Here is a 25,919-nt window from a genome sequence, read left to right on the forward strand (position 1 = left end):
CTGTTGAGCCAGCGATTATAATTGAGACCGGTCTCAACACAGGTGGCACCTTAAGACATGGGCATTGTGAGACCGGTCTCAAGGGGTTACAATGAGTTTAAGCACAGCCTTTTTTCGGCGTCAATATTCCTGTCATCAACCTGTGATTCAAAATAATTATGACGAGTCAGAAACGGCAATCGAAAGCGCCTACCGTGGCGGATGTGGCACGCGCAGCAAAAGTCTCTAAAGCTCAGGCGGCGCGCGCGCTGGGAGGCTATGGGGCAGTCAGTGATGAAGTGCAGGAGCGGGTCAACAGCGCCGCCACCGCGCTGGGCTACCGTCTGAATGCTCTGGCCCGCAGCATGAACACAGGACGTTCCAATACCATTGGAGTGATTGTCGGCGATATCGAAAATCCCCACTTTGGCCTGGCGCTGCGCGGCATGGCCGATGTGGCGCGCACGGCCGGTTACCATCTGCTGCTCAGTAACAGCGATGAAAAGCTGCAGGCTGAGCAGGATGCGGTGCGGGTGATGCTGGAAAAGCGGGTTGACGGCATTATCGTTGCGCCCTGCTGTTCAGAGCACCATCTCAACAGTCACCTGACTCAGGTTCTGGAGGAGGGCAGAGCAGTGAAATTGTTTGATCGCGCTGTGAATGGCCTTAAAGTAGAGGCGATCTGCTGCGAATTTACTGATGTCGCCGCAGACGCCACCGCCCGGTTACTGGAGGCAGGCCACCGTTATATCGCCTATATCACCAGCATGGCATTGGCAACCGACTACAGCACGCCAGGCGATTTTGGCCTGACGCCAGTCGCCCAGCGCGTCGGCGGCATGATGCAGGCCTTTGCCGCCGCGGGTGTGGAATTTGATCCGACGCTGGTGAAAGTGAACGCGCTGGATGAAGTGGAAATCGCCCGTATCGTGGCCGAGCTGTGGCAGCGTCCGCAGCCGCCCACGGCGCTGGTGGCCTCTGACAGCGTGGTCGCGATGTGGCTGCTGCGTGAAGTGACGCAGCGCGGACTGCGAATCCCTGCCGATCTCTCATTTGTTATGTATGACAATTTTCCGTGGAGTGAGATTGTCACCCCGCCGCTGACGGTGGTGGCGCAGCCAGTCTATGAGATGGGCCGTGAAGCGGCACGACGCCTGATTGCAGAGATACGCGGCGAAGCCGTCGGGCCGATGCCGCGCTTTGATGCCCGTCTGATGATTCGCCAGTCGATTGCCGCACCGGCCAGCCTCATCAGCGCGAAATGATCACGTTAGCCGGGCCAGCCAAGTAATCGACTTAGCTGGCCTGTGGCTGCGGTAATCTGTGTGTCGCTACAGTTACCGTATCCAATAACCAGCCCCTGCTGCACCGGTTCAGTCAGATAGAAAGTCGAAAGAGCACCAGGCGCGTAGCCAGCCTGGTGCAGCTTGCGGGTAATGGCGACGTCATCCCGATGAGGCTCGAGTGGCAGCACCAGATGCATACCGCTGTTACCGCCCAGCAACGAAATCGCCTGACCCGCAGCGCGCTGTAGTCCGGTTCGCAGCAGTGCCTGTCGCTGACGATAGAGACGACGCATTTTGCCCAGATGGCGACGATAATCACCATTGAGAATAAAACGGGTCAGCGCCTGCTGCTCCAGACGGTTTCCGCCGCGCAGGATCTGATGCAGTGCCGGTCGAAGACGCTTGACCAGCGGCGCGGGCAGCACCATAAAACCGATACGCAGCGCAGGGAACAGGGTCTTGCTGAATGAGCCGAGGTAGATAACCGGGGCATTATCTGTCATGCCCTGCATCGCCATAATGGGCTCACCGTGGTAATGGAAGTCGCCATCATAATCATCTTCAATAATCCACGCCTGGTGCTGCCGGGCGGCGGCAATCAGCGCCAGACGCCGGGCCGCGCTCATCACTACGCCGGTAGGATACTGATGAGTAGGCGTCGTATAAATCAGGCGGGGTGGTGCCGCAGTCCAGTGTTCCGGCTCGGGCGCCATTCCCTGTTCATCGGTGGGGATCGGGACAAGGTTAAGCTGCCCGGCCTGCAGAGCCGCTTTGGCATTGCGGTAGCCCGGCTCTTCAATCCAGCCCTGATCGCCCGGATTACTCAGCAGGGTGACACACAGCGCAAGCGCCTGCTGCACGCCTTCAGTAATCACGATCTGTCCGGCATCACAACGTACACCGCGCGTGATACGCAACTGCTGCGCCAGTACGGAACGCAATTCTGCTTCGCCAAACGGATCGCCATAACCGAGCAGATGCGGCGGCGTGTGGCTCATGACCTGACTAAGCGCCCGGCGCCATGCCGCCATCGGGAAATGGTTCAGGGCAGGTATGCCAGGACGCAGGGGCAATGAGCCGGTGTCGATCCACTGACCTGGGTGAAAGGCATCAATCCGTTTTGCCAGCGGCCAGCTGGCTAACGTGTCGTCATCCGCCTGCCGGGCCGGCAAAGCCAGTGAGCTGATGCGGCTGCCTTGCCGATCGCTCATCAGATAGCCCTCTGCCTGCAGCTGTGTCCAGACGTTCAGCACGGTATTCCGCGAAACCTGCAGCTCATGTGCCAGCTGCCGTGTCGCCGGTAACACCGTGCCGGCAGCCAGCTGGCCTTGCAGAATGCCCTGTTTTATCCGCTGATAGAGTTGCTGTTGCAGCGTCGTACCGGCTGCCGATCGTAAGGGAGCCAGCAGTAATGGCGGGATCACCGATTTCATTGTCTCTTCTCGTGGATCTATCATTCTTCATGATAGTGGACCTTTTTAACCCACCAGGATAGTGGCAATCTGCGGCTATTATCTGCAGCCGGGAGGCGATATGTCACAACACCTGAATCAATACGGTCAGCCTTTACCAGACTGGCAAACCCGTCCATTGCCGAAGCATCAGAGTTTCACTGGCCAGGCGTGTCGGCTGGAGCCTTACAGCGTGGCACGACATAGCGATGCCCTGTTTGAGGCGTGGTCGCTGGCGGAGGATGAGCGTGACTGGACTTATCTGTTTATGGGGCCGTTTAGTGACAGGCAGGCATTTCAGAATTATGCAAAGCAACTGGAGCCCAGCCGCGACCCGCTGCATTTCGCTGTGATCGATCTCGCTACAGAGCAGGCAGTGGGCACCCTGTCGTTAATGCGCATTCAGCCTGAACATGGCGTGATGGAGGTCGGGCATGTCACCTTTTCGCCGCTGCTGAAGCAGACCCGCATGGCAACGGAAGCGCACTTTTTGCTAATGCGTTACGCGTTTGAAACGCTGGGTTATCGCCGTTATGAATGGAAGTGCGACAGCTGTAATGCCCCTTCACGAAAAGCGGCGGCAAGGCTTGGTTTCCGTTTTGAAGGCGAGTTCCGTCAGGCCATCGTCTATAAAGGGCGTTCGCGTGACACCAGCTGGTTCTCGATTATCGACAGCGAATGGCCACAGGTGAAAAAGGGGATGCAGCGCTGGCTGGCCGCGGATAACTTTACCGCCGACGGTCAGCAGCGCGAGAAGCTGGAAGCGCTGCGCGACAGGCCCTGAGCAGGGAGCTGACCCGGTTAAGTCAGACAGGATTTGAGGTGATGGGCCTCTGCGGTAATCCGCAGAGGCGTGACCAGAAAAACGGGCGTTATGACTGTGGTACGATTTTAATTTCAACCATACCAATGCCTAATTTGCGCGGATCCTGACCGGTGATATTGCCGGTGTTACTCAGTTGTGGCTCCGGTGGTGCAATCACCAGACGATGGCTGGCAGTTGGATTGTCAAAATGCAGGGTATGCGTCGATATCTCTTCACCCAGCGACAGCAACTGCTGCTGGTCGCCGACCCGAACCGGAATGGCGCGGTGTGCATTGGGGCCATATGCGCGCGCGGTGATCACCAGATCGAACTTTGCGGGCAGCGCATCGACATAGTCGATATGCACTTCTGGTGCGAGATTGGCGTTAGACCAGCGTCCCCAGATTTCTGGTCGTGAGATGCCGCTAAAGCTTTTAACACTCTCCGGTGCGCCGGGCACGTCGAGCCGGAAGCTGTCGGCGATGTAGCGAATATTGTTATCTTCAATACGAAGCTGCGCCAGGTTCTGCTGGTAACGCGCATCGCTGACGGCGCCGTCCGGGAACTTCACGTTGCCTTTCCACTGCGCTTTATCGACGTGCGTCACCGACGGCGTGCCACCGAGCTGCCCCATTGCGACACAGAGATCGCTGGAGAGGGCCAGCGAAGGCTGCCAGAGCCGCGCCATTTTAAAACAGCGATCGACCCAGAGGAATTTATCAGCGGCGGCAAAATCGGCCAGCTGATAGCGCAGCGGAGCCGAATATTCTCCTTCCGGCATCGGCTCTACATGCTTGTCACTGATACGGAACAGAATCGGCAATTTAAAGGTGGTACCTGAGAAGCTGAATGTATTCTTCGCCTGATCCACCGTGAAGTCGTCTATTTTTTTCGGGAAGTTCCACAACTGGATGATGTCGGGTTTCCAGCTCGTCACCTTACTTTTCATATCGTCGAACTGGGTGGAGAGCGAAATCGAGGAGAGGCTGCTGCGGCCCAGACCAATCGCATTGTCACCACCAAGAATATCCAGCAGCGTGGCGCCATTATCCAGCGTGCTGCGCCTCGCCTCCATCAGCTCCGCCTGCGGTTTATCGCCGCGAATCACCATGAACAGATTGCGACGAGGCTGTTTAACCAGCCATGCATGCGCCGTGTTGTTCATCGCCAGATGATCGGAACTCACCACAATCACGGTATTTTTGAACCACGGTGATGCCTGTATGCGCGAAATCAGACGCGCAACATGCTCCTGCGAACAGGCGACTGCACTGAATGACTGGTTTGGTTTGCCCTCAATGCTGTAACTCCGGCGATCGCAGCTGCGCGAGATAAACCCGTCAGGATGATGGGTGTCGACGGTCAGGGTAAACAGCGCAAAAGGTTTACCGGCCTGTGAGAGTTCCTGATATTTCTCAAAGACTTCATCCAGCACGGTGTCGTCGTAATAACCCCAGTTATTGCGGTAGGTGGGATCGGCAACGCGGCTTTTCAGTTCCTGCGAACCATACAGGTTTTCGGGATCGAAACCGTGCGATTTCAGGAAGATATCTTTACCGGCAAAGCGCAGATCGGCGCCCTGAATAAACCAGTTCTGGTAGCCGGAGTTTTTCAGGATGTCGCCCAGACAGACGTTCTGGGGATAGAAACTGGAGAGTGACGCCGACGCATTGCCATCAAACGGCGCAAACAGTGGAATGCCACACTGTGAGGCAACCATGCCCGCGATAGTGTAATCGGTGCCAGGCAGCTGTTCGGTTTCGCTGAAGTCGATGCTCTGCTCTTTCTGCCGGCTTAGCTCCGGCGCTAAGCCAGGAAAAGCGATGGGGTTAAAATAGGTGCGCTCTAAGCTTTCACCATAGATGTAAACCACGTTGAGGTGCGGCTGCTCAATGCGATTACGCGGCACTCTGTAGAAGTTGTCGAAGTCAGAATCCGCCAGTTGGGTATGCGACACAATCAGCGTCGCGACCTGGCGAAAAGCCGGGGTGGTCTGCACGGAGCCGAGCGCGCAGACAGCCGCAAGCAGCGACCAGCCCATGTGATGGGGACGCTTACGCCGACGCAGAATCCACGACAGCAGGCAGAACAGCAGAAACAGTACGATGATCAGGCCAATCGCCGGCACCACATATTTACTGACGCCCGCGCCGGTCAGGCTATTGGTCAGGGTATACAGCACCGCATCGTTGATGCCGTCACCCGTAAAATAGTTGCTGGCATAAAGGGTGGCGTTCAGCACAACGAAAAGCACCAGCAGAATCAGAACAACAATAAACCAGAATTTGTTACGCCCGGCTTTACAGGAATAAATGGCAATAGCGGCCAGAAACAAGGCGACGGACACCAATTCGGACAATGGGAAATCCTCTTTTCAGGGTTACGCGAGGCTTCACGCAACCAGCCATCTTCGGGGGATGGTTTTTCGACAATCTATATTGGCTGTCATCCGGCTGCAACATATCCGGCCCGAATTGTGCGGTGGAGAGCAGATTGGTTAATTGTCATTCCAGAAGGGAGGTTATCAGGCGTGACGGTGGCTGGCGCGCACCGTCGGCAGAGCAGAGGTCAGGACGTTTTTCAGAGTTTGCCGGTGAGATATTGTGCTTCGCCGTCGGCAAAACTCCAGTCACCTTTGTCGTTGGTGATAAAGCTGATCATTAAATCGTTGCCCTGCACACCACAATGTTCGCGCAGCTCACGTGCCAGCTCCGCCATAAAATGCTGTTTCTGTTCGCTGCTGCGTGGGCTGGTATAGACCCGCACCATCACCAGATTATCGCTGCGTGTAAATCCCAGTCCGGTATCCTGAAACACCATCTGATAGCGCTTGTTTTCCTGAACAATCTGGTAGCGATCGCGTTCAGGCACGTTAAAGGCCGTAAGCACAGCGCGGTGTGCTGCATCCAGTAGTGTACGAAGTTCGGATTCTGAACGACCCTGAATAACATCAAATTGCAGCAGTGGCATAGCGAATTCCTCATCATGATTAATAACGCTATGGTGACCGCTTTATCCGGCGGGAAAAAGCGCGTAGCCTGAAATGATTATTCACTATAGTGAACAATCACAATGAAAGAGATGAAAACGGATGCGCTGTGGGATCATCTGCACTGGCTGACCGTACTGGCAGAGCAGGGCAGTTTTACCCGCGCGGCAGAGCGGCTCGATGTCAGCAAAGCGGCGATGAGTCAGAAAATCAAAGAGCTGGAAGAGATGGCGGGTGTGTTGCTGGTACAGCGCACCACGCGCAGTGTGCGACTGACGTCAGCAGGCGAGAAGCTGGTGGAGGACCTCCGCGAACCGTTTTCCCGCATCGAGCAGAGTTTTTTCAGCGTGAGGGATACCGCCGGACCTGTGCGGGGTCTGGTGCGGATGACCGCGCCAGTGGCGTTTGCCCGTCAGCAACTGGTGCCAATCATTGGCGAGTTTCTGCGTGACTATCCGCAGGTGCGTCTGCAGCTGGATGTGACCGACCGCATCGTGTCACTGAGCAGCGAAGGCTTTGATCTGGCGATTCGACACAGTGACACGCTACCGGAAACCCATGTCGCGTTGCCGCTATGCGATACCCGGACGTTGCTGGTGGCCTCACCCGCCTATCTCAGCCTGCAGGGTGTACCGCAGTCGCCACAGGATCTGAAACAGCACAACTGTCTTTACTACCCACGTGGCATCGAGTCACCGCGCTGGCGGTTTGAGACGACAACGGATAGCGAACAGGTGCAGGTGCGGATTCAGGGCAGCTTTGCCACCAACAACAGCGAGTCAATACGCGATGCGGCGCTGCAGGGACTGGGGATTGCGATGCTGCCCGATTTCAGCGCCCGTGAGGCGCTGGCAGCCGGTACATTGCGGCAGGTGCTGCCGGCGTGGCAGCCTGTTGAGGCCTTTGCCGCCCGCCTGTGGATCGTCCGGCCCTGGGCGGCGCAGGTCCCCCGCGCGGTCACCACGTTCACGCAGTGGCTACGCGCGCGCTTTGACTGCTGAGGGCAATGCCAGCGCAGGTGGCGTGGTCTGCATCATCTCGCCGATCAAACTGCTGCGGTTATACAAACCCAGCCGCAGATTGAAGTCGAGATGCAGTCGCTCGTTGCCGGTTAATTTGATAATCGGCGGTGGCGTCTGTGGCCGCTGATGAAACATCACGGACTGCGCAAAGGCGCTGCTGCTGTCGGCATGTAAACGCTGATAGTACCAGGCGCTGGCTTCGCCTTTACGCAGATAGAGATTGGCCCGCCGGTATTCACGCATTGCAACCTGCTGTGCCAGCGACAGGAGCTGGCGCGAGGGATTATCAATATTCTGCACAATCAGCGGAAAATCATCGCGCTTCTTCAGTTCATGGAAATAGTTGCGGATACCGACGTTTTTAACCGGCGCCAGTTGTTTCAGCCATTCGCGAATAAACGGGTTTTGCGGTGGCGCGGCCAGAAACCAGCTCTCAGTAACCGGCGCCAGCAGGTTCATCGTTGACTGCTCGCGGTAGTAACCGATGAGATCCATTGGCCGTGCCTCGTGCGCGCGATGCACCCAGACGAGGTTCTCAAACAGCAGGGTGCTGCAGTCGATGCCGATGCCACCATAACGGTGAATCAGCTCAAGCCGGATAATTTCACTTTTATGTGCCAGCGTCAGATCCGAAGAGATAAAGCTGAGTTCGGGCAGCCACTGCGACAGCGTGCGCTGTGTAATCAGATACACCTGGTGATCGGGATTATCCCGCCGGATTTTACTGATGTTCAGCGCCATTGAGGTGGGCAGGTGATCGTTATGCCAGACCATCCAGACAATTTTTGGAATCTCCGGCAGATCTTTCTGCTGCGAGACCAATACGACATTATCTTCCTGTCCCGGATCATATTCCGGTGCCTGACAGAGTCTCTGCTGTTTCTTATTCCATAACATCTGGCTACTGAACGATATTCTTTTCCAGTTACGCCAGATTTTATGCGCTGGACGTTGGCGATGTGAAGTCATGGTGCACCTGTTATTTTTATTTTCCCGTCACAGTACAGGCTCTGCCCGTTCCGCGTGCGGCGGCAACGGCTGGCATTGCATACTGGCTGCAATTCCGATGAGTGCGGGAATGAATGAATGGTTTTCCCTGGTGGCGACGCAGTGGTTTAGCGCGCGGAAGTTTCCTCACGGCTGTTTAATTGCACTGCACCTTTTTAATAAAGCATTATTTACCCATTAGCTATGTCTTTTTTTGATTTTAGGATAATACGGAAATAATCCGGTCACCTTAGCGAAATAATAATATTGTCGCTGTTAATCATTTATTTAAATATGACGAAATCTTTAATTAAGGAATATCTTAATATCATGCTTTATTATCGGGCTGACATAAGGCCTGGTCACCGCAGTCGTGAATATTGCACTTAATAGGTGGGGTAAGCCCGGCTCATCAATCCGCAGCATCAGACAGGCTGAAGAGGATTGTCTACGCTTAAGAAGAACTTACTGAGAAAGGAGTGCGCATGCAGAGTGAAGCTTACGGTTTACTGGCGGTCGATAAGCAGGGTAATCGCGTCCTGTTTCTTAATCCGGAAACCTTCGCGGTCGAGCGGGAACTGAACGCTTTTCCACCGCGGCCGCATGAACTCCTGATGCTGGTCCCCTGGGGTAAGGCCTATGTGCCTATTTATGGCGACGGCGTTCATGATAATAACCCGCATCCGGGTCATAAAGTGGCGGTCATTGATTTACAGCGTCGCGAGATCAGTGGCTTTATCGATCTGTCGCCGCTGCGGGCACCCCACAGCGGACAGCTGGGGCGCGATGGCAAAGTCTATCTCTGCTGTGAGCAGAGTGCCGCCGTGGCGGTGATCGATCCGCAGACTGACAAAGTAGAAAAAATTATCCCGATTCCTTCTCACAATGCGCATCGCCTGACGCTGTCACCCAGCGGCCGCAAGCTGTTCACGGATAACGAAGAGGATGCGACCATCACCGTTGTGGATCTCTGTGAAGCGGAAGGACGAGTGATCGATACCATCCTGCTTCCTGGCCCGATTGCGGGCATTGCCGCATCACCGAAGCACCCTTATCTGGTCGCCAGTGCCGCTGACGCGCCGCTGCTCTATCTGATCGATCGGCAGAGCCACCGTATTCGCCAGCGCATTACGTTGCCGGGTCATCAGCAGCCTTGTCAGGTGGTTCGCTTCAGCGCCGATGGCGAACAGCTGGTGGCAATAGGGGATCAGGAACCGCGGGTGACACTGTTTGACGATCTGCTGAATCCGCTGGGCGATATCAGCGTGGGTAACATGCCGATGGATGGCTGCTTCACGCCCGACAGGCAACAGCTGCTGATTGCCAATCAGGATGATGGCACGCTGAGTGTGATCGATCTGGCACAGCGTAAAGTCATTGCCACGCCGCGTGTTGGCACGGGCTGTGAGGTACTGGGCTATTTTCCGCTCGGTCAGATAAACGGACGATGATAGATCGCAGTGCTCCAGTGCCGGCTGCTGGCATGCTTCTCTGCCTGCCAGCCGCGTTTTCGTAACTCACGCGCAATCATTTTGTTCATGATGCCGTGGCCCAGCAGCAGTACCGTGCCTTGCTGTGAATGATCGATCAGTTTTTCTGCCGCCGCCGAAGCGCGGCTGCGTGCATGTTGCAGCGACTCCGCGTCGCCTGCATAACCGCAAAACCACAAAAGCCGCAGCAGGGCCAGCCAGCACACGGTCGGTAATTGTACCTCACCGGTTTTCACCAGCGGCACGGCGACTTCGCTGAACAGCGCATCAACCTCATGGGGTTCCAGACCGAGCTGGCTCAGTGAGGATTGCGCGCGGGGCAGGGGACTGCAGACGATAAACGTAGCCTGACGGGCAATTTCGATGCTGCGCGGCGGCGGTCCGTCACTGACCTGTGACAGATCGTACGCTTCGCACCAGTCAGCCAGTGCCTGCACACTCTGGCGACCCGCCGCCTGGTGGTCAGGTTTACCGTGTCGCATCAGAATAATTTTCATCGTATCTCTGTCCGGCCTTTTGGTCAGGGTAACGCATTGCCTGTGTTTACGGTGATTTTTCAGAATAAACAGCCAGTGTCATTTGCAGGTAATCTGCGCGTGCGATAACTGAAAATGATGAAGGGAACGTTGCCCCTTTTATCGTGCTTAATGATTAGTGAATCAGATAACTTACAGGCGCTGGTAACTTTTTTTGTGCAATAAGAAGGCGTTTAACTCGCTGAATTTGCGCAAAAAATGGGTGATGACGGAATGTTATAATGAAGTTTTTCTAACAAATATCGTCAGGATCTATTGATTTATCTACGCGCGTAGATACACTAAGTCCCCAGTGATTGCTCACGGTGCCCGATGCACAGTAGGCTCCATCGATTGTTAAGTTATATTCGCTCAGTTTAAGCGACCGGTGAAAAATACACCGGCGAAAGGGGGCGATGAATACGATTCCAACACCAGGGAATCCTTTAACCTTTCATCATGGTTCGCCCACTGAACGTCGTCACCGGGGGATTCCGCTTTCATCAGGGAATCGACCCATGGACGGGCGTTTATCGATCTGCATACTCATTCAGGGATAGGGTTATGACGGCACACAATTCCGTTAAGCAGCAGGCATCACTGTCATCCACTTCAGCCGCCGATGAGCGGTTTGACACCCCTTCAGGCCGCAAAGATTTCTGGCGCGCCACTTTCTCATGCTGGCTCGGAACGGCAATGGAGTACGCGGATTTCGCGCTCTATGGCCTGGCTGCCGGTATCATCTTTGGCGACGTCTTCTTTCCCGAATCAACCCCAGCCATGGCGCTGCTCTCCAGCTTCGCGACCTGGTCAGTCGGCTTTGTTGCCCGGCCCATCGGCGCGTTGTTTTTTGGCTGGCTCGGCGATCGCAAAGGCCGAAAGGTCGTCATGATCTCCACCATTATTCTGATGGGTGCTTCCACAACCTTTATCGGCTTAATCCCGGGCTACGCCTCTATTGGCGTATGGGCGCCTGCCTGCCTGGTTCTGCTCCGCTTTACACAGGGATTCGGCGCGGGTGCGGAGTTATCGGGCGGCACGGTGATGCTGGGCGAATATGCGCCGACAGAGCGCCGCGGACTGGTCTCTTCTGTGATCGCGCTGGGTTCCAATAGTGGCACGCTGCTGGCTTCGCTGGTCTGGCTGCTGGTGGTGCAGATGGATCAGCAGAGCCTGCTGGAGTGGGGCTGGCGCATTCCTTTCCTCAGCAGTGCGCTGATTGCACTGGTTGCGCTGTGGATTCGCCGTCATTTGCGAGAAACGCCGGTGTTTGAGCGCAGAAAAGCGGAGATGGAAGCGGAACGTGCTGGCATGAAGGCAGCGTCGGTGGTCGATCAGCGGCCTTTCTTCCAGCGTACCCGCGCTTTCTGGACCATGGTTGGCCTGCGCATCGGCGAAAACGGCCCTTCCTATCTGGCGCAGGGCTTCATCGTGGGTTACGTCGCAAAAGTGCTGATGGTGGATAAGTCTGTACCGACCACCGCCGTGTTTCTCGCGTCGCTGCTGGGCTTCCTGATCATTCCTTTAGCGGGCTGGCTCTCTGACCGCTTTGGTCGCCGGATCGTGTATCGCGTTTTCTGTCTGTTGCTGATGTTTTACGCCTGGCCTGCTTTTACGCTGCTGGATACCCGTGAACCGATGCTGGTGATTCCGGTAATCGTGGTCGGTATGGCGCTGGCGTCACTGGGTATTTTTGGCGTGCAGGCGGCCTGGGGTGTCGAGATGTTCGGTGTTCATCATCGCTATACCAAAATGGCGGTGGCTAAAGAACTGGGCTCGATTTTGTCCGGCGGCACCGCACCGCTTGTTGCCGCTGCTATGCTTTCTTATACCGGTCACTGGTGGCCGATTGCAGTCTATTTCTCGGCAATGGCCGCCATTGGATTCTTTACTACCTTTGTCGCGCCTGAGACGCGAGGGCGAAATCTGAATCTGCCTGAAGATGCCATCTAGCAGTACCTGAGGATCTCATCTGCCAGAAGAGAGCGACAACCAGCAGGCCGTGTAAAGCGGCCTGTTTTTATGGAGGGACATGATGTGCCTAAGTCATTAACGGGAAAAGTGACCCGCAGAGAAGTTGCGAAAGCGGCAGGCACCTCAGTGGCAGTCGTCAGTTATGTCATTAACAACGGGCCGCGTCCGGTCGCTGAGGCCACCCGTCAGCGGGTACTTGAAGCGATTAAAGCGACGGGTTACCGGCCAAATGCCGCAGCACGCGCACTGGCATCCGGTAATACCAAGACCTTTGGATTGGTGGTGCCTAATATCGGCAATCCTTTTGTCGCCTCCATGGCGCACATGTTGCTGCAGGAGTCGATGAACCACGGTCACGTTATGCTGCTGGGAGATGCCGGTGATGACCGCAGGCGAGAACTGGAGTTAATTCAGGGACTGCTTAACCGTCAGGTGGATGGGCTGTTTTACAACAGCGTCGATCGCCATCCTTACATTGATTTGATTAAAGCCAGCGGTACGCCGCTGGTGATGCTGGAGCGGGTTGAGCCACAGCCGGGCGTTAACATGCTGCGGGTGAATGAACGTCAGGCCGCCTGGCAGGTAACGGCGCATCTGTTAAGTCACGGCTATCAGCAGGTCGGCATTATCAGCGGTCCGGTCGATATGCTCAATGCACAGGATCGCATCCAGGGCTGGCGTGATGCAATGCAGGATCGTGGCCTGCACATTGATGAGTCGCTGATGTTTCCCGCCAGCTACACCCCTCAGGGTGGCTACGAGGCAGCGCAGGCTATGATCGCGCGGGGTTGTGTGCCGCGTGCACTGTTTACCAGTAACGAAGGTCAGGCGATTGGTGCGCTTCGCGCCTTTTCCGAACATCAGATTCGGGTGCCGCAGGATGTGGCGCTGGTCTGCTTTAACGGAACCAATCACTCGTCATTTCATGTCCCGAAATTAACGACTGTGCGCCAGCCACTGCGTGACATGGCCCGCTCTGCGATTCAGATGCTGAAAGAGGGCGAGAGCGAAGCGCAATTGAAGGAGTTTCCACACTATCTTGAAATCGGTGAATCCTGCGGTTGCCAGCCGCAAAGTCAGAGTTAACGTATAAAAATATGAAAAGAATCATTATTGATTGCGATCCCGGCAACGGTATCGCGGGTGCCAACACCGATGATGGGCTGGCGATTGCGCTGGCATTAGCTTCACCTGCACTGTCGCTGGAATTAATCACTACCGTGGCGGGCAATACACCCAGCGACGTGGGCGCGCGCGTCGCCAAAGATCTGATTGTCCGGCTGGGATCGTCTGTTCCGGTCATCCAGGGTGCGACGCAGGCGTTACAGGAAGATCCTGCGCCGTGGCGTGAAACGCTGGATAATCGGGTCAATCAGCTTGCGCTGAGTGAGCTGTGGAAGGGCGTGCGTCAACCAGCAGATGTTGCAGCGGATGCGTTTGATGCTGCTGACGCGATGGGCAAACTGATTTGCGACAATCCGGGCGAAATTACCCTGGTGGCGATTGGCCCGCTGACGAATGTGGCGCTGGCAATGCAGCGCTATCCTGCGATGGCAGACTCTGTGGCAGAAATTGTCATCATGGGTGGCGTGTTTACGCTGGATGATTATATCAAAGACACCAATTTTGGCCTGGATCCGGAGGCTGCGCATCAGGTATTGCACAGCGGTGCCGCCGTGACGCTGGTGCCAATGGATGTCACCACGCAGACGCTGCTGACCCAGCAGGATCTCACCCGTCTTACTGCTGTCGATCATCCGCTGGCCGATTTTGTGCGAGACACGCTGCGTCCATGGATCAACTATTCCATGGAAACGCGTCAACTGGCGGGATGCTGGATCCACGATGCACTGGTTGTGGCCTGGCTGCTGAACCAGCGGGTCGCGTCTGGCATCGATTACCGTGTCGATATCGAGCTACGTCCCGGTGCAACGCGCGGTAAAAGCTGGCGTTATCGTCAGCCGCTACGGCTTGCTGTCGGCGTACCTGAGCACTGCGGCGCATGGGTTCATGTGCTGCACCGCGTCGATAACACGATGCTGTTGTCGATCATCGAAGAAGCCTTTAAGCGGCTGACTGAGATGGGCGATTAACTCACCCGCTTACTGGCGCGCCTGATAGGTTTGCATGATGCGGCAATGACCCTCAAAGGCTGATAAACGCTGTCAGGAGGTGTGCAGCATCAGGGCTGGATCAAGAGATGCAAAGCATTACATCGCTTCGCACACGTCGATCCAGCGGGCGTTGGTCAGCTCAGCCATCTGCTGTGGCGAGATGCGGACGGCACTGTGGATAGCGCCAGCGGCGGGTAACACTTCGTCGAAACTGCGCAGTGAGACATCACAGTAAACGGTCAGCGGATTCTCCAGACCGAACGGACAGACGCCGCCAACCGGATGGCCGGTCCAGTTAATAACCTCATCAACGCTCAGCATCCGCGCTTTTGCGCCTAGCGCGGCTTTCAGCTTGCGATTGTCCAGCCGGGCATCGCCGCGTGTCACAATCAGCACGACGTCGTTTTTCACTTTCAGTGACAGGGTTTTCGCAATCTCTCCTGGCGTCACGCCATGGGCGCGCGCAGCCATTCCGACCGTTGCAGTGCTTTCTGCCAGCTCGATAATTTCAATTTCAGGGGCGTGTTCGGCAAAGAACTGGCGCACGGACTCCAGACTCATCTTTCTCTCCAGGCTGATCGAAGGCGTAAAAATTGCCACAAGCCTCAGTGCCTGTAAACGAGATAAACGGAGAATTCGTGGTAATTACGTCTGTTTAGCTGCCGCTCAGGGTGCAATTGCCGCATTGTTCGACATCAGGAATGCGATACCGCTGGCAACAGCTGCGACGGACCAGTTCGCCATTACGCATGATCATGGTGCGGTAGAGCGGATTTTCGCTGCCATCCAGCAGTTTCTGGTTAAAGAATAGCGCCTGCTCCAGTTGCAGCACCAGCGTCTCATCGATCTGACTTTTCAGCTCACCCAGAAACCACTGCAATGAGTAGCCCATGTTGTTCCAGATGAGTCGGGCGTTGATATCACCATGCTGAGTAATACCATTAACCACCGGGATCAGATGCTGCTGAATCAGCCGATCAATGCGCTGCTGAGGGTTAAGATAGCGGGCTTCTTCATCCTCCTGCACATCAATCCAGAACGTGGCCGGATGACCATTCTCATGAAAACCGACACGAATATGCTCTGGTGAGCAGTCCAGCGCGCGCGACTCCTGTAACAACGCCATGATCATCGGGGGCAGCAGCAGGCCAAAATACCATTGCGCCCACAGAGAGAGCACCGGCTTTGCTTCACGAACCGCATCAGGATGATCGCGATAGAGATAATCGCTGTAGCGCTGGATAAGTTGGGCAAAAGCCTCTGATTGTGACCAGGCAACGAGTGTCTGCGTGTCGTGCGGAGCGGGCTGGCTGAATTTAACAGAATCAAGAAGATAACTACGCTGTTGCTGCAGCTGCTCGTGCAGACTTTCCGCCAGTGGACGGTCATTCTGCCGAAAGATCATCGACTGAGCGTTGAAACGCTGTTCCTGAGCTGAAACGGTTGCCATGACGACTCGCGAAAAGTGTAGATAAGAAAGCAAATGATAATCGTTATTGATTAACTCTACAAGTCGCGTAAAAAAACGTCGCTGCCATCGGGGATTGGGTGGGGAATGCGATCAGCGAACAAACCCGTCTGCGCAGTGCAGAACCGGCCATAGCGCGGCAATGTCAGGGTTATTACCAGCCGAGTTGTGCTTAATCAGGCTGGTTCACTTAAGGTCTCATGCTGTTTTCGCGGAAGATCTTCCCAGGCAAGAATAGTATTCCGGCCCTGATTCTTAGCCACATATAATGCGCTGTCAGCATTGGCTACCGCCTGATCAAAATCATTATCGTAGATAGGCGCAATGCCGGCGCTGATGGTGACGTGGGTTGAAACAGTCTCATTAAAAAGATGGGGTATTTCTAAATCCAGCACATACTGACGGATGCGCTCTGCCAGTTTCATGGCGATGGAGCTGTTCACATTGGTCATTAACACCAGAAACTCTTCGCCGCCATAGCGGGTGACGACATCGCGTGAACGGACTGCATCCCGAATAGCCACAGAGACCCGCGCCAGTGCCTGATCACCCATCGCATGCCCATAATTATCGTTGTAGGCTTTGAAATGATCGATATCCAGCAGCAGCACATAGTGGCTGCCAGCATGGTTTTCCAGAATATTGTCCAGTCGGTTCTTCAGGCCACGACGGTTATACAGTCCGGTCAGTGGGTCGAGCATGCTGAGGTCACTGAAGGTCTCTTTCTCTTCATAGAGTTGGTGCATCAGCCGCAGGGTAAAGTTGTCGGCACGGCGACGCATAAGATGCTGGAGTGAGAAACCAATCAGCGGCAGCATAATGGTCAGCAGAATCAGCGGCAGGTGCTGCCCATTATCAAGTAGTAATACGGTGAGCACCGGTGGCGCGACATGGAGACAAAAAGCCCCCAGATAATCGCTCAGGGCGATGGCACTAACAAATAACACACTGATCAAACTGATAATAAGAAAGCCGCCATCAAAATAGAATACCTGATGAAAACGATAATTAATGTGCCAGGCCCAGAGCGCGCCCAGCACCAGCGCGACAGGATTTAAAAGGGGGAGTTTTACTTTAGACCATATTAAATGTGCAATTAACATTATGCCGCTAAAAGATGCGACACAAATTACCGGCAACGTGGTATCGATTTTCTCATTGCTCATTATTGGCAGCAGATAAAATAGCGAAACGGCGATATTTAAAAACAGAAAAAGCATCACTGAAAGCCGGTATTTACTCTGTTTCAGTTCTTCATATGATTGTAATTTCATTATAAATACTCGTGACGACCCTGAAATACCAAAGCGCAAGCCGGCATAAACAGGTTGTGCCAGACAGTGAGCAAATTATTGCTGGTGCTGTTATTAAAGGTGTTATCGGTCGCAATCTAGCATTTTCCAACTGGTCTGTCATCTTCGTTGCCAGGCGTGACAAAAACAGGCTGCAAGCAAAGCAAAACTGACATATGATAATGGGAATGCTTATCATTTGAGGTTTGCGTCATGGGAATAGCGATTATTGCGGCCTGCGGTTTGTGGGGCGTCAGTTGGGCGCTGGGTAAAAAACTGGATAGTGCGTGGGGCGTATTGTTGCCCTGCATCGCGCTGCCGCTGTTCGCGTTATGGGAACCCAGCTTCAGCCAGTGGCGGCTGGTGATGACAGTTGCGCTGCTGCTGACTGTCGTCATGCTATTTAACCAGCGTCTGCGTCACTATCTGTTATTGCCTTCGTGTCTGGCGTTAGCAGGTGGACTGGCGGCGATCTCTGTGAATTTTCATCTGAGTTAATACAGGCGTAAAGGCGTAAAGCGGGTGTTCAGGGTGTCGCGACCGGGAAAGTGAATGCCACGGGAAGAAAACAAAACAGGAAAGGGATAAAGCGACGCTGCAACAATGCAGCTGAGACCAGCAGGAAAGCCAGAGGATGACAACGTTGGTGCGAAGAGAGGGACTTGAACCCTCACGTCCGTTAAGACACTAACACCTGAAGCTAGCGCGTCTACCAATTCCGCCACCTTCGCATCGAGTTGTCTGTTCATATCACCGCAATGGTGCGAAGAGAGGGACTTGAACCCTCACGTCCGTTAAGACACTAACACCTGAAGCTAGCGCGTCTACCAATTCCGCCACCTTCGCGCAGTGCTCGCGATATGAAACATGTGATTTTGGTGCGAAGAGAGGGACTTGAACCCTCACGTCCGTTAGGACACTAACACCTGAAGCTAGCGCGTCTACCAATTCCGCCACCTTCGCATACCCGTAACATCCTGAGAATGTTACAACCACGGAGGCGCATTCTAGAGATTTTACTCTTTGCGTCAACAACTATTTCGTCGGGCTGAAACGATCGCTGTAAAAAGCAACGTTTTCAGCCCGGCAACGCGATTAATGACGTTAAAAGCCCTTATCGTGTTTTGGCACCACGACCATAGACGGCGCGATAAACTTTAAAGCGGCCGGTCTGTGCGATGACTTCGTGGCTGCCGAAAGCTTCATCCAGCACCTGCGGATAAGGCAGGAACGTGTTCGCAACAATACGCAGTTCGCCACCGGTGTTCAGGTGCTTTACTGCTCCCCGGATCAGCGCCTGTGCGGCGTCGAGGCTGGTCTGGGTGCCTTCATGGAACGGCGGGTTAGAGATAATCATGTCGAAACGGCCGGTCACGTCAGAGAAGACGTTGCTGGCGAAAACTTCGCCCTCGATGCCATTGGCGGCCAGCGTCAATTTACTCGCTTCAATGGCTGCGGCATGCACGTCGCACAGCCACAGGCGTACTTTAGGCGAACGGGCAGGCAGTGAGGCGGCAATTACGCCTGCGCCACAGCCCATATCCAGCACTTTACCTTTAGTGTGCGGGGTAAAGGTCGACAGCAGCAGGGCGCTGCCGCTATCCAGACCGTCACGGCTGAAGACGCCAGGCAGAGTGTGAATGGTCAGACCATCCAGCTGATACTGATGACCAAAGGTGCTGGCATCGAATGCAGGCTGTTTGTCGAGGCGACCATGATAGAGACCACAGCGACGCGCGCTGTCGATCTTCTCCAGCTTCACCCACGACTCCAGCATGCCTTCGGCACTGCGGACGCCGCTGCGGTTTTCACCCACCACGAACACGTCGCAGCCCACTGGCAGCATCGAGAGCAGGTTCTCCAGCTGGAACTGTACTTCCGGCTTATTTTTGGTCCAGAAGTAGACCAGGGTATCGCATCCCTGCACATCTTCCGGCTGCGCAACCATTCCGTAACGCGCCTGCTCGCCCATACGGCGGCTCAGGTTTTGCCAGTGATGATATTGCTGGGTGTGAACGCGCGATGAGGCGGTTTCCAGCTGAGCGGGCAGGTCATCCTGCAGATCGCCAGCAAATAAAACATGGCGGGCGGTAAATTCATCACTGTGGCGCAGAATGACTTCGCTGGCCGGGGTAAAAGCAGACATGTAGGGCTCCTGTAAGATCTGAGCGGGGATTATAGTGGTTTGTTGGCGCATGTTCGATGGGTTTGCTAGCATAGCGTCGCATTCAGCTAGCAGAACAGGTAACACCATGACGTCCAGGCGCGACTGGCTTTTACAGCAAATGGGAATTACGCAGTATCAGCTGCGCCGCCCGCGCGTGCTTCAGGGCGAAATTGCCGTCACGCTGGCACCGGACACGCAGTTAATTATTGTCGCTGACGCGCCACCCGGTCTGCATGAACCGCTGATGCGCGATGTGCTGCATACCCTCAATCTGCAACCCGCTCAGGTAATGACCGTGACGCCGGATCAGCTGCAGATGCTGCCGGAAACGCTGAACTGCGCGGGCTGGCTGCTCGGCGTAGAGAGCGAACAGACTTTTAATGGCGTGGCATTAACCAGCGCCTCTTTCAATGAACTGATCAGCAGCGGCGTCGCCAAACGCGCGCTCTGGCAACAGATGTGTAACCATGACAGCCATCTCTTTACTCACCCCTGACGACCTGGCGCAGGCCTTTGCCATTGAGCGTCGTAGCCACGCGTTTCCCTGGAGTGAAAAGACGTTTGCCAGCAATCAGGGCGAGCGCTTTATTAATTTACGTCTCGACGCCGACGGCAAAATGGTCGCCTTTGCCATTACTCAGGTGGTGCTGGACGAAGCCTCGCTGTTTAACATCGCGGTCGATCCTGACTTTCAGCGCCGGGGATATGGCCGCCAGCTGTTGCAGCATCTGATCGATGAGCTGATCAAACGCAACGTGCTGACGCTGTGGCTGGAAGTGCGGGCCTCGAACCTGCCCGCCATTGCGCTCTATGAGCAGCTTGGATTCAATCAGGTCAGTCGTCGCCCCAACTATTATCCCACCGCCAGCGGCCGTGAAGATGCCATTCTCATGGCCCTGACGCCGTAGTGGTGTTAAGGAGCTTTAATGACAGATAACTGGGACTGCATCCTGTTTGATGCGGACGATACCCTTTTCCATTTCGACGCCTATGCCGGTTTGCAGCGCCTGTTCGCCGGCTATGACGTGCAGTTCACCGACCAGGATTACAGCGATTATCAGGCGATCAACAAGCCGCTGTGGGTCGATTATCAGAACGGCGCCATCTCAGCGTTACAGTTGCAGACTCAGCGTTTCAACCACTGGAGCGAAAAGCTCAGCGTGGCACCAGAGATCCTCAACAGCGGCTTCCTCAGCGCGATGGGCGAGATCTGCACGCCGCTGCCGGGCGCGGTCAGCCTGATGAACCAGCTGCATGGCAAGGTAAAGATGGGGATCATCACCAACGGCTTTACCGCGCTGCAGCAGACGCGTCTGGAGCGCACCGGCTTCCGTGATTACTTCTCGGCGCTGGTAATCTCTGAGCAGGTTGGCGTGCCAAAACCGGCGGCCGCGATTTTTGACTACGCGCTGGAGCTGATGGGCAATCCGGATCGTGAGCGGGTGCTGATGGTGGGGGATACGCCAGAGTCAGATATTCTGGGCGGGATGAACGCGGGAGTGAAAACCTGCTGGCTCGATCATGGCACCCGACCGCTGCCAGAACATATCAAACCCACCTGGCAGGTTAAATCGCTGGGTGAGCTGGAAGCGTTGTTGATTGGCTAACGGAACACGCCTCGCAAATCCACATTTTTCCACTAATAAGGCCGCATTGCATGCCTTCAGACTGCTGAAAAACTCAAATCAAGGCACATCTGGCAACGATTGATTAGCTCAATACGCAGGGAACCGGGTCAGAGGAGGAAAGCGTCCCGCGCCATGGAGGGCGCGGGCCGAGCGGGCCAGGGATTGGCGTAAGCGACTTTCCGATCTGACCCGCTTTCCTGCGCAGGCTCGGTCTCACAGCGATCAGGCCAGGGTTTGTCAGCAGTCTGAGGCCCACACAGCGGGCCTTTCTCGTTTTATCTTTACCGCAGCGCAGAACACTACTCTTTCTTCTCGTCGTCCTCATCCCGGTCCTCTTTCACCGGGGTGCTGGCGGTAAGCAGGAACGGCGACTGCTGCCAGCGGGTGCGGCGATGGCGCAGCAGGGTGCGGGAGAGAATAATGCCGATCGCCAGTGCCAGCAGCATCATCAGACGCAGAATATTGGTGGTGTTATCGACCTGATGCGAGTCGGTGACCAGCACGTGGGTATCCAGCGTCACGCGCAGGAAGCCCAGCGGGCCATCGCTCCCGGCCAGCGGCTGCACAATCTGATGGTTGAAATAGCTGCCTGCGCGCTGACCATCGAGCGCCAGCCGATCACGCACATTAATATTTTCACCGCTGTGCGCCACCAGACTGCCGTCGCCGTCATACACCGACGCATCCAGAATACGACTGTTAGCCGTCATCTGGTTAAGAATGGCTTCTATCTGAGTGCGGTTATTTTCACTGTTGTCCATCAACGGCTTAAGACTAAACGCCACCTGGCTGGTCAGTGTATGTGCCAGCTCCTCGACCTGTTCAGAACGCGCCGCCTGATGACCAAGACTGAACCAGGATGCGCCCTGCATCAGCACAACCAGCAGCGCCATGGAGATCAGAACGATCACGGTCCGATGTAAGCGAAATTTCAGTGCGGTTTTAGCCATTACTCATCCGGGTCATATCACAACAGAAAGCCTGGAGATTATGTTGCCAGAAGCGGCGCAGACAAGGTAGCCTCTTGCGTGGTTTTGTTGTCCCTACAGGAGCTCTGATGCCAAATCGTTTAACCTGGTGCGATCTTCCCGCCGATGTTTCCCTCTGGCCGGGTTTGCCCCTTTCTCTTAGCGGTGATGAAGTGATGCCGCTGGATTATCGCGCTGGCCGCACCGGCTGGCTGCTGTATGGCCGCGGGCTGGACAAGCAGCGGCTCACCGATTACCAGCACCAGCTGGGGGCCGCGATGGTGATCGTCAGCGCCTGGAACGTCGATGAGTATCAGGTGATTCGACTGGCAGGATCGCTGACGCCGTTTGCCAGCAAGCTGGCGCACGATGCCGGGCTGGATGTTGCGCCGCTGGGCAAAATCCCGTATCTCAAGACGCCAGGCCTGCTGGTGATGGATATGGACTCGACCGCGATTCAGATCGAGTGCATCGATGAGATTGCAAAACTGGCGGGCTGCGGCGAGCAGGTGGCGGAAGTCACGGAGCGTGCGATGCGCGGCGAACTCGACTTCACCGCCAGCCTGCGTCAGCGCGTCGCCACGCTGCAGGGCGCAGATGCCAATATTCTGAAACAGGTACGTGATGCTCTGCCATTAATGCCAGGCTTAACGACGCTGACGCAGAAGCTGCAGGCGCTGGGCTGGCAGATTGCTATCGCTTCCGGCGGCTTTACCTATTACGCCGAATACCTGCGCGACAAGCTGCATCTGTCGGCGGTGGTGGCCAATGAACTCGAAATTCGCGACGGCAAACTGACCGGCAACGTGCTGGGTCCGATTGTCGACGCACAATACAAAGCCGATACCCTGAAGAAGCTGGCGGAGCGTTTTAATATCGCGCCGGAACAGACGGTGGCGATCGGCGATGGTGCCAATGACCTGCTGATGATCAAAGCCTCAGCGCTGGGCATTGCGTTCCATGCTAAACCTAAGGTGAATGAGCAGACCGCGGTCACCATTCGCCATGCCGATTTAATGGGGGTGTTCTGCATCCTTACCGGCAGCCTGATCCACGAAGAGCGTTAACTGAGGTATTGATTTGGCCAAAGCGGCAAAACGCGCATTTGTCTGTAACGAATGTGGCGCAGATTACCCACGCTGGCAGGGCCAATGCAGCGCCTGTCACGCCTGGAACACCATCACCGAGGTGCGCATTGCTGCCTCGCCTGCTGCTGCGCGTAACGAGCGCCTGAGTGGCTATGCCGGCAGCGCCGGAACCAGCCGGGTGCAGAAGCTCTCTGAAATCAGCCTGGAGGCGTTACCGCGCTTCTCGACCAGCTTCAAAGAGTTTGACCGGGTGCTGGGCGGCGGGGTGGTGCCGGGCAGCGCCATTCTGATTGGCGGCAGTCCTGGTGCGGGGAAATCCACGCTGCTGCTGCAGGTGATGTGCCGGTTGTCTGAGGGGATGAAAACCCTGTACGTCACCGGTGAAGAGTCACTGCAACAGGTTGCGATGCGCGCCCATCGTCTGGGATTACCCACCGAAAATGTCAATATGCTGTCGGAAACCAGCATTGAGCAGATCTGCCTCATCGCCGAACAGGAGCAGCCGCAACTGATGGTGATCGACTCGATCCAGGTGATGCACATGGCGGAGATCCAGTCATCACCCGGCAGCGTCGCGCAGGTGCGCGAAACCGCCGCTTACCTGACGCGCTTCGCTAAAACGCGCGGCGTCGCGATCATCATGGTCGGTCACGTGACTAAAGATGGCTCACTGGCCGGGCCGAAAGTGCTGGAGCACTGTATCGACTGTTCGGTGCTGCTGGATGGCGATGCCGACTCCCGTTTCCGCACCCTTCGCAGCCATAAAAACCGCTTCGGTGCGGTCAATGAGCTGGGGGTGTTTGCCATGACAGAGCAGGGCATGCGTGAAGTCAGCAACCCGTCCGCTATCTTCCTGTCACGGGGCGAAGAGGTTACCTCTGGCAGCTCGGTGATGGTGCTGTGGGAAGGCACGCGTCCACTGCTGGTGGAGATTCAGGCGCTGGTCGATCACTCCATGATGGGCAACCCACGCCGCGTGGCGGTGGGTCTGGAGCAGAACCGCCTGGCGATACTGCTGGCCGTTTTACATCGTCATGGCGGATTGCAGATGGCGGATCAGGATGTATTCGTCAACGTGGTTGGTGGTGTTAAAGTCACCGAAACCAGTGCGGACCTGGCGCTGATGCTGTCGATGGTGTCGAGCCTGCGCGATCGTCCGTTGCCGCAGGATCTGGTGATCTTCGGCGAAGTGGGACTGGCCGGTGAGATCCGTCCGGTGCCCAGCGGTCAGGAGCGCATCTCTGAAGCGGCGAAGCATGGCTTCAAACGCGCCATTGTACCGGCAGGGAATGCACCGAAAAAACCGATTGCCGGGATGCAGGTTTTCAGCGCGAAGAAGCTGGCCGATGCGCTGGCGATTCTGGACGATCTGTAATGCGCCTGCGGCCTGCCAGCCGGCGTCGCGGGCAGGCCGCTCCCACCTTAACCGCATTGATGCAGGAGGCACGACATGTCGTCGTTTGATTATCTGAAAACGGCTATTCGCCAGCAGGGCCATACGCTGCAACAGGTCGCTGATGCCAGCGGCATGACCAAAGGCTATCTAAGCCAGTTGCTCAATGCCAAAATCAAAAGCCCCAGCGCGCAAAAACTGGAGGCGCTTCACCGATTCCTGGGCCTTGAATTTCCGCGCCGCGATAAAACGGTGGGCGTGGTATTTGGTAAGTTTTATCCGCTGCACACCGGCCATATCTATCTGATTCAGCGCGCCTGCAGTCAGGTGGATGAGCTGCATATCATTATGGGTTATGACGAGCCGCGTGACCGTGAACTGTTTGAGAACAGCGCGATGTCACAGCAGCCTACGGTCAGCGATCGCCTGCGCTGGCTGCTGCAGACCTTTAAGTATCAGAAAAATATCCGCATCCACGCCTTTGATGAGGAGGGGATTGAACCCTATCCGCATGGCTGGGATGTCTGGAGCAAGGGCGTCAGCGCGTTTCTGAGCGAGCACGGCATTGCACCTGATTGCATCTACACCAGTGAAGCGCCCGATGCGGAGATGTATCAGCAGCACCTTGGCATTCAGACCGTGCTGGTCGATCCCAACCGATCCTTTATGAGCATCAGTGGCGCGCAGATTCGTCAGGATCCGTTCCGCTTCTGGGATTACATTCCTACGGAAGTGAAGCCGTTCTTTGTGCGCACCGTGGCGATTCTCGGCGGCGAGTCGAGCGGTAAATCGACGCTGGTGAATAAGCTCGCCAACATCTTTAACACCACCAGCGCCTGGGAATATGGCCGCGACTATGTCTTCTCCCATCTGGGCGGTGACGAAATGGCGCTGCAATATTCCGATTACGACAAGATCGCGCTGGGTCAGGCACAGTACATCGATTTCGCCGTTAAATACGCCAATAAAGTGGCGTTTATCGACACCGATTTTGTGACCACGCAGGCATTCTGTCTGAAGTATGAAGGGCGCGAACATCCCTTTGTGCAGGCACTGATCGATGAATACCGTTTTGATCTGGTGATTCTGTTAGAGAATAACGTGCCCTGGGTCGCAGATGGATTGCGCAGTCTGGGCAGTTCCGTGGATCGGCGGGAGTTTCAGTCGATGCTGGTGACAATGTTGCGTGAAAACAACATCGAATTCCTGCACGTGCAGGAAGATGATTATGATGCGCGTTTCCTGCGCTGCATTGAGCTGGTCAAAGCGATGCTGGGCGAGAAAAACGCCCAGCCGTAACGCC

Annotated in this window: 24 protein-coding genes and 3 tRNA genes; 14 read left to right on the top strand and 13 right to left on the bottom strand. The window is 55.6% G+C overall.

Features of this window, described 5'->3' with window-relative positions; translation table 11 throughout:
• Positions 1–158: 158 nt before the first annotated feature.
• On the top strand, positions 159–1,244 hold the full coding sequence (locus tag AC6I77_RS02565) for a LacI family DNA-binding transcriptional regulator (protein ID WP_039658844.1): 1,086 nt from the start codon (positions 159–161) through the stop codon (positions 1,242–1,244).
• Positions 1,245–1,249: 5 nt separating this feature from the next.
• Here AC6I77_RS02565 and pdxR read toward each other — a convergent pair whose 3' ends face one another.
• A complete protein-coding gene (gene pdxR / locus AC6I77_RS02570) occupies positions 1,250–2,698 on the bottom strand; it encodes a MocR-like pyridoxine biosynthesis transcription factor PdxR (RefSeq protein WP_497817211.1) in 1,449 nt (482 codons plus the stop codon).
• 100 nt (positions 2,699–2,798) lie between these two features.
• Here pdxR and AC6I77_RS02575 point away from each other — a divergent pair, with 100 nt between their 5' ends.
• Positions 2,799–3,500 carry a GNAT family N-acetyltransferase gene (locus AC6I77_RS02575; RefSeq protein ID WP_497816697.1) on the top strand — a complete coding sequence of 234 codons (702 nt, stop codon included), beginning with the start codon at positions 2,799–2,801 and terminating at the stop codon, positions 3,498–3,500.
• 88 nt (positions 3,501–3,588) lie between these two features.
• Here the strand turns inward: AC6I77_RS02575 and opgB are convergent, their stop codons facing one another.
• Together opgB and AC6I77_RS02585 are read right to left on the bottom strand one after the other, a co-directional pair.
• Complete coding sequence (gene opgB, locus AC6I77_RS02580; RefSeq protein ID WP_497816698.1) at positions 3,589–5,880, bottom strand: phosphatidylglycerol--membrane-oligosaccharide glycerophosphotransferase; 2,292 nt, start codon at positions 5,878–5,880, stop codon at positions 3,589–3,591.
• Between the two features lie 221 nt (positions 5,881–6,101).
• Positions 6,102–6,491 (bottom strand): tautomerase family protein, encoded by a 390-nt coding sequence (locus AC6I77_RS02585; RefSeq protein ID WP_105099532.1) that lies wholly within the window; start codon positions 6,489–6,491, stop codon positions 6,102–6,104.
• 102 nt (positions 6,492–6,593) lie between these two features.
• Here AC6I77_RS02585 and AC6I77_RS02590 point away from each other — a divergent pair, with 102 nt between their 5' ends.
• The gene (locus AC6I77_RS02590; RefSeq protein ID WP_497816699.1) at positions 6,594–7,511 is read left to right on the top strand and encodes a LysR family transcriptional regulator; all 918 of its coding nucleotides are present in this window, start codon (positions 6,594–6,596) and stop codon (positions 7,509–7,511) included.
• Here AC6I77_RS02590 and AC6I77_RS02595 read toward each other — a convergent pair.
• Positions 7,488–8,501, bottom strand: a complete 1,014-nt coding sequence (locus AC6I77_RS02595) for a glycosyltransferase family 32 protein (RefSeq protein WP_497816700.1) — start codon at positions 8,499–8,501, stop codon at positions 7,488–7,490. The genes AC6I77_RS02590 and AC6I77_RS02595 overlap by 24 nt on opposite strands.
• 503 nt (positions 8,502–9,004) lie before the next feature.
• Here AC6I77_RS02595 and AC6I77_RS02600 point away from each other — a divergent pair.
• Complete coding sequence (locus tag AC6I77_RS02600) at positions 9,005–9,970, top strand: beta-propeller fold lactonase family protein (protein ID WP_497816701.1); 966 nt, start codon at positions 9,005–9,007, stop codon at positions 9,968–9,970.
• Here AC6I77_RS02600 and AC6I77_RS02605 read toward each other — a convergent pair.
• Positions 9,952–10,506 (bottom strand): histidine phosphatase family protein, encoded by a 555-nt coding sequence (locus AC6I77_RS02605; protein WP_008925521.1) that lies wholly within the window; start codon positions 10,504–10,506, stop codon positions 9,952–9,954. The genes AC6I77_RS02600 and AC6I77_RS02605 overlap by 19 nt on opposite strands.
• A gap of 582 nt (positions 10,507–11,088) precedes the next feature.
• Here AC6I77_RS02605 and AC6I77_RS02610 point away from each other — a divergent pair.
• From AC6I77_RS02610 to AC6I77_RS02620, 3 genes are all read left to right on the top strand, one after another.
• Complete coding sequence (locus tag AC6I77_RS02610) at positions 11,089–12,477, top strand: MFS transporter (RefSeq protein WP_008925522.1); 1,389 nt, start codon at positions 11,089–11,091, stop codon at positions 12,475–12,477.
• Positions 12,478–12,561: 84 nt separating this feature from the next.
• A complete protein-coding gene (locus AC6I77_RS02615; protein ID WP_497816702.1) occupies positions 12,562–13,584 on the top strand; it encodes a LacI family DNA-binding transcriptional regulator in 1,023 nt (340 codons plus the stop codon).
• 11 nt (positions 13,585–13,595) lie between these two features.
• A complete protein-coding gene (locus AC6I77_RS02620) occupies positions 13,596–14,591 on the top strand; it encodes a nucleoside hydrolase (protein WP_008925524.1) in 996 nt (331 codons plus the stop codon).
• A 117-nt stretch (positions 14,592–14,708) separates the two neighbouring features.
• On the opposite strand, the gene AC6I77_RS02625 is transcribed toward AC6I77_RS02620, so the two are convergent.
• The 3 genes from AC6I77_RS02625 to AC6I77_RS02635 all read right to left on the bottom strand — a co-directional run bounded on the left by AC6I77_RS02625 (position 14,709) and on the right by AC6I77_RS02635 (position 17,354).
• Complete coding sequence (locus AC6I77_RS02625) at positions 14,709–15,173, bottom strand: YbaK/EbsC family protein (RefSeq protein WP_008925525.1); 465 nt, start codon at positions 15,171–15,173, stop codon at positions 14,709–14,711.
• Positions 15,174–15,267: 94 nt separating this feature from the next.
• On the bottom strand, positions 15,268–16,062 hold the full coding sequence (fhuF, locus tag AC6I77_RS02630; RefSeq protein WP_375150498.1) for a siderophore-iron reductase FhuF: 795 nt from the start codon (positions 16,060–16,062) through the stop codon (positions 15,268–15,270).
• A 194-nt stretch (positions 16,063–16,256) separates the two neighbouring features.
• Entirely contained in the window at positions 16,257–17,354 is a 1,098-nt protein-coding gene (locus tag AC6I77_RS02635; RefSeq protein WP_008925526.1) for a GGDEF domain-containing protein, read from the bottom strand.
• Positions 17,355–17,585: 231 nt separating this feature from the next.
• Between AC6I77_RS02635 and AC6I77_RS02640 the strand changes: the two genes are divergently transcribed.
• On the top strand, positions 17,586–17,870 hold the full coding sequence (locus AC6I77_RS02640) for a DUF1435 domain-containing protein (RefSeq protein ID WP_008925527.1): 285 nt from the start codon (positions 17,586–17,588) through the stop codon (positions 17,868–17,870).
• A gap of 146 nt (positions 17,871–18,016) precedes the next feature.
• Here the strand turns inward: AC6I77_RS02640 and AC6I77_RS02645 are convergent.
• The 4 genes from AC6I77_RS02645 to rsmC all read right to left on the bottom strand — a co-directional run bounded on the left by AC6I77_RS02645 (position 18,017) and on the right by rsmC (position 19,518).
• A tRNA-Leu gene (locus AC6I77_RS02645) sits at positions 18,017–18,103 on the bottom strand.
• Positions 18,104–18,131: 28 nt separating this feature from the next.
• A tRNA-Leu gene (locus tag AC6I77_RS02650) sits at positions 18,132–18,218 on the bottom strand.
• 30 nt (positions 18,219–18,248) lie between these two features.
• A tRNA-Leu gene (locus tag AC6I77_RS02655) sits at positions 18,249–18,335 on the bottom strand.
• A 151-nt stretch (positions 18,336–18,486) separates the two neighbouring features.
• A complete protein-coding gene (gene rsmC, locus AC6I77_RS02660; protein WP_008925528.1) occupies positions 18,487–19,518 on the bottom strand; it encodes a 16S rRNA (guanine(1207)-N(2))-methyltransferase RsmC in 1,032 nt (343 codons plus the stop codon).
• A gap of 106 nt (positions 19,519–19,624) precedes the next feature.
• Here rsmC and AC6I77_RS02665 point away from each other — a divergent pair, with 106 nt between their 5' ends.
• Genes AC6I77_RS02665 through yjjG form a run of 3 tightly spaced genes read left to right on the top strand, consistent with a single transcriptional unit; the run spans position 19,625 to position 21,146 of the window.
• The gene (locus AC6I77_RS02665; protein WP_003850863.1) at positions 19,625–20,035 is read left to right on the top strand and encodes a DNA polymerase III subunit psi; all 411 of its coding nucleotides are present in this window, start codon (positions 19,625–19,627) and stop codon (positions 20,033–20,035) included.
• The gene (gene rimI, locus AC6I77_RS02670) at positions 20,007–20,447 is read left to right on the top strand and encodes a ribosomal protein S18-alanine N-acetyltransferase (RefSeq protein ID WP_003850861.1); all 441 of its coding nucleotides are present in this window, start codon (positions 20,007–20,009) and stop codon (positions 20,445–20,447) included. Before AC6I77_RS02665 ends, rimI begins: the two co-directional genes overlap by 29 nt.
• 18 nt (positions 20,448–20,465) lie before the next feature.
• Entirely contained in the window at positions 20,466–21,146 is a 681-nt protein-coding gene (gene yjjG / locus AC6I77_RS02675; RefSeq protein WP_008925529.1) for a pyrimidine 5'-nucleotidase, read from the top strand.
• Positions 21,147–21,466: 320 nt separating this feature from the next.
• On the opposite strand, the gene AC6I77_RS02680 is transcribed toward yjjG, so the two are convergent.
• A complete protein-coding gene (locus AC6I77_RS02680) occupies positions 21,467–22,117 on the bottom strand; it encodes a YtjB family periplasmic protein (protein ID WP_008925530.1) in 651 nt (216 codons plus the stop codon).
• 107 nt (positions 22,118–22,224) lie between these two features.
• On the opposite strand from AC6I77_RS02680, the gene serB reads away from it, so the two are divergent.
• From serB to nadR, 3 genes are all read left to right on the top strand, one after another.
• On the top strand, positions 22,225–23,202 hold the full coding sequence (serB, locus tag AC6I77_RS02685) for a phosphoserine phosphatase (protein ID WP_187961153.1): 978 nt from the start codon (positions 22,225–22,227) through the stop codon (positions 23,200–23,202).
• Between the two features lie 13 nt (positions 23,203–23,215).
• Entirely contained in the window at positions 23,216–24,598 is a 1,383-nt protein-coding gene (radA, locus tag AC6I77_RS02690) for a DNA repair protein RadA (RefSeq protein WP_003854897.1), read from the top strand.
• Between the two features lie 75 nt (positions 24,599–24,673).
• Positions 24,674–25,915 (top strand): multifunctional transcriptional regulator/nicotinamide-nucleotide adenylyltransferase/ribosylnicotinamide kinase NadR, encoded by a 1,242-nt coding sequence (gene nadR, locus AC6I77_RS02695; RefSeq protein ID WP_008925532.1) that lies wholly within the window; start codon positions 24,674–24,676, stop codon positions 25,913–25,915.
• Positions 25,916–25,919 lie beyond the last annotated feature (4 nt).

It is taken from the genome of Pantoea sp. X-Soil-ISGK-259 (assembly GCF_059730705.1).

Excerpts from the sequence above, each read along its gene's own strand:
- AC6I77_RS02565 (WP_039658844.1), top strand. The coding sequence starts at position 159 with ATGACGAGTCAGAAACGGCAATCGAAAGCGCCTACCGTGGCGGATGTG.
- pdxR (WP_497817211.1), bottom strand. The coding sequence starts at position 2,698 with ATGAAATCGGTGATCCCGCCATTACTGCTGGCTCCCTTACGATCGGCA.
- AC6I77_RS02575 (WP_497816697.1), top strand. The coding sequence starts at position 2,799 with ATGTCACAACACCTGAATCAATACGGTCAGCCTTTACCAGACTGGCAA.
- AC6I77_RS02585 (WP_105099532.1), bottom strand. The coding sequence starts at position 6,491 with ATGCCACTGCTGCAATTTGATGTTATTCAGGGTCGTTCAGAATCCGAA.
- AC6I77_RS02590 (WP_497816699.1), top strand. The coding sequence starts at position 6,594 with ATGAAAGAGATGAAAACGGATGCGCTGTGGGATCATCTGCACTGGCTG.
- AC6I77_RS02595 (WP_497816700.1), bottom strand. The coding sequence starts at position 8,501 with ATGACTTCACATCGCCAACGTCCAGCGCATAAAATCTGGCGTAACTGG.
- AC6I77_RS02600 (WP_497816701.1), top strand. The coding sequence starts at position 9,005 with ATGCAGAGTGAAGCTTACGGTTTACTGGCGGTCGATAAGCAGGGTAAT.
- AC6I77_RS02605 (WP_008925521.1), bottom strand. The coding sequence starts at position 10,506 with ATGAAAATTATTCTGATGCGACACGGTAAACCTGACCACCAGGCGGCG.
- AC6I77_RS02610 (WP_008925522.1), top strand. The coding sequence starts at position 11,089 with ATGACGGCACACAATTCCGTTAAGCAGCAGGCATCACTGTCATCCACT.
- AC6I77_RS02620 (WP_008925524.1), top strand. The coding sequence starts at position 13,596 with ATGAAAAGAATCATTATTGATTGCGATCCCGGCAACGGTATCGCGGGT.
- AC6I77_RS02625 (WP_008925525.1), bottom strand. The coding sequence starts at position 15,173 with ATGAGTCTGGAGTCCGTGCGCCAGTTCTTTGCCGAACACGCCCCTGAA.
- fhuF (WP_375150498.1), bottom strand. The coding sequence starts at position 16,062 with ATGGCAACCGTTTCAGCTCAGGAACAGCGTTTCAACGCTCAGTCGATG.
- AC6I77_RS02635 (WP_008925526.1), bottom strand. The coding sequence starts at position 17,354 with ATGAAATTACAATCATATGAAGAACTGAAACAGAGTAAATACCGGCTT.
- AC6I77_RS02640 (WP_008925527.1), top strand. The coding sequence starts at position 17,586 with ATGGGAATAGCGATTATTGCGGCCTGCGGTTTGTGGGGCGTCAGTTGG.
- rsmC (WP_008925528.1), bottom strand. The coding sequence starts at position 19,518 with ATGTCTGCTTTTACCCCGGCCAGCGAAGTCATTCTGCGCCACAGTGAT.
- AC6I77_RS02665 (WP_003850863.1), top strand. The coding sequence starts at position 19,625 with ATGACGTCCAGGCGCGACTGGCTTTTACAGCAAATGGGAATTACGCAG.
- rimI (WP_003850861.1), top strand. The coding sequence starts at position 20,007 with ATGACAGCCATCTCTTTACTCACCCCTGACGACCTGGCGCAGGCCTTT.
- yjjG (WP_008925529.1), top strand. The coding sequence starts at position 20,466 with ATGACAGATAACTGGGACTGCATCCTGTTTGATGCGGACGATACCCTT.
- AC6I77_RS02680 (WP_008925530.1), bottom strand. The coding sequence starts at position 22,117 with ATGGCTAAAACCGCACTGAAATTTCGCTTACATCGGACCGTGATCGTT.
- serB (WP_187961153.1), top strand. The coding sequence starts at position 22,225 with ATGCCAAATCGTTTAACCTGGTGCGATCTTCCCGCCGATGTTTCCCTC.
- nadR (WP_008925532.1), top strand. The coding sequence starts at position 24,674 with ATGTCGTCGTTTGATTATCTGAAAACGGCTATTCGCCAGCAGGGCCAT.